The following is a 1,929-nucleotide window of genomic DNA, read 5'->3' on the forward strand; positions in this document are numbered from 1 at the left end:
ACCGATTTCCGCGGTACGGCAGATAGTGTCGGCGACGAGGTTTCCAGTAGGCTTCACAGTACGGGTCCCTGGTGGGTTTAGATGGTTGTGTAGGAACTTTCATCTTCACACCAGGGACCCCTACATGTTGTGGTGACCCGCTAAACCCGTCGTGGCCAACTTCACCCCGCTACGCACCCCGAAACCGGAAGAGCCGGTTTGGTGTTGTGGTGGTTGTTTTTTCGGCACTAAGCGGGTATCGGCGGGGGTAGCCGGTAGTCTGATTTTGTGAGTCCATACATTCGCACTGTCAAGACCGCTTCCGGGGCGACGGCGGTTCAGGTGGTGTGGTCTGAGCATCGGGGGTCGAAAAAGCTTCAACAGGTCGGATCAGGGCACTCACCTGATCAAGTTGAGCAGCTTAAAGCCCAGGCCCGGCGTCTTATTGATGCAGATCAACTCACCCTTGATCTTGGAGTAGAGCCTTCAGCAAGCAGGGGAACTGCTGATGACCCGGTGCCGGTGACAGCACAGCGAGCTGGTTACTTGTTGGACTGTATTGATGCGTGTTTCAACGAGTTAGGTCTTGCTGCAGCAAGCGGTGATGATCCGGTGTTTCGCGATCTGGTGCGTGCCCGGTTGATTAATCCTGGCTCGAAGTTTGATTCGATCGAAACCCTTGCTGAAGTTGGGGTGACAAGCGCAAGCTACGCCACGATTAAACGCCGACTGCCTGGCTTTGCTACAGATGCCTTCGGCGAAGGATTAACCCAAGTGCTGGCGCATCATGCAGGTATCGGGCCAGGCGCATTCATCTTGTACGACGTGACCACCTTGTACTTTGAAACCGATACTCCTGATGAGCTTCGCAAACCCGGGTTTTCCAAAGAGCGCCGTGTAGAGCCACAAATCCTTGTCGGGCTGCTTACTGATGCCACCGGGTTTCCACTGCATGTTGGCGCGTTTGCTGGCAACTCGGCAGAAACCCACACGATGCTGCCGATGATCACACGGTTCCAAGAGGCCTACCAACTCGATGAAGTTACCGTCGTTGCTGATGCAGGGATGTTCTCCGCGTCGAACAAACAAGCACTCATTGACGCAGGTCTGCACTACATCTTGTCGGTGAAAACCCCCACCGTGCCAGAGGTAATTGAAACCTGGCGGCGGGAAAACCCCGGTGAAGACTACACCCACGGCCAGATCTGGACACAAGCCTCGGCAAGCGATGGGCGCAAACACACAACCCCGAATACGGTGACGCATTACCAGTACTCCCACGACCGGGCCAGACGCAGCCTGCGCGGAATCAAAGAGCAAGTCGCAAAAGCCAAACGCGCTGTTGACGGCGATATCGCCATTAAGCGCAACCGCTATATCGATCTTTCCGCTCCGAACAAGAAGGTCAACTACGCTCTTGCTGCCAAACACCGAGCCCTAGCCGGAATTAAAGGCTATGAAACCGACCTGACCGCTCTTGACGCCCAGGAGGTTATCGGGCATTACCGCAGGCTATTCAACATTGAGAAATCGTTTCGGATGTCGAAATCAGACCTGAAAGCCCGCCCAATCTACGCCAGGAAACAAGACTCGATCACAGCACATCTCCATATTGTGATGGCAGCACTAGCCGTGGCCCACCTGATGGAGACCCGCAGTGGTCAATCCATCAAACGCCTGGTGAGAACACTCAAGAAATACCGCAGCTTTCAACTCGTCATTGGTGGCGAAACCGTCCACGCCGCCGTACCACTACCCCCGGAAATCCAAACCCTCGTCAACACCATCACCACCCCAACCCTTCGGCACTAATTTGAGCCAAGTCAGGAGCTAGCGTGGGGCACCCGCATGTACAACACTGGACAAGCGTGCAATTCCAACAAGCGCCTCATAGTAGCTGCTGACATTTATGACGAATTTGTTAAGGAGCTCGTCACCTTGGCAAATGAC

At 54.7% G+C, this 1,929-nt stretch carries 1 protein-coding gene and 1 pseudogene; both read left to right on the forward strand.

Features of this window, described 5'->3' with window-relative positions; translation table 11 throughout:
• The first annotated feature begins 267 nt into the window (after positions 1-267).
• Complete coding sequence (locus M5J09_RS13105; protein ID WP_257158159.1) at positions 268-1,791, forward strand: IS1634 family transposase; 1,524 nt, start codon at positions 268-270, stop codon at positions 1,789-1,791.
• 21 nt (positions 1,792-1,812) lie between these two features.
• Positions 1,813-1,929: pseudogene (locus M5J09_RS13110) on the forward strand (aldehyde dehydrogenase family protein); the annotation flags it as partial.

Origin of the sequence: Corynebacterium sp. BF-R-2 (genome assembly GCF_024586525.1) — a bacterium.
GTDB lineage: Bacteria > Actinomycetota > Actinomycetes > Mycobacteriales > Mycobacteriaceae > Corynebacterium > Corynebacterium singulare.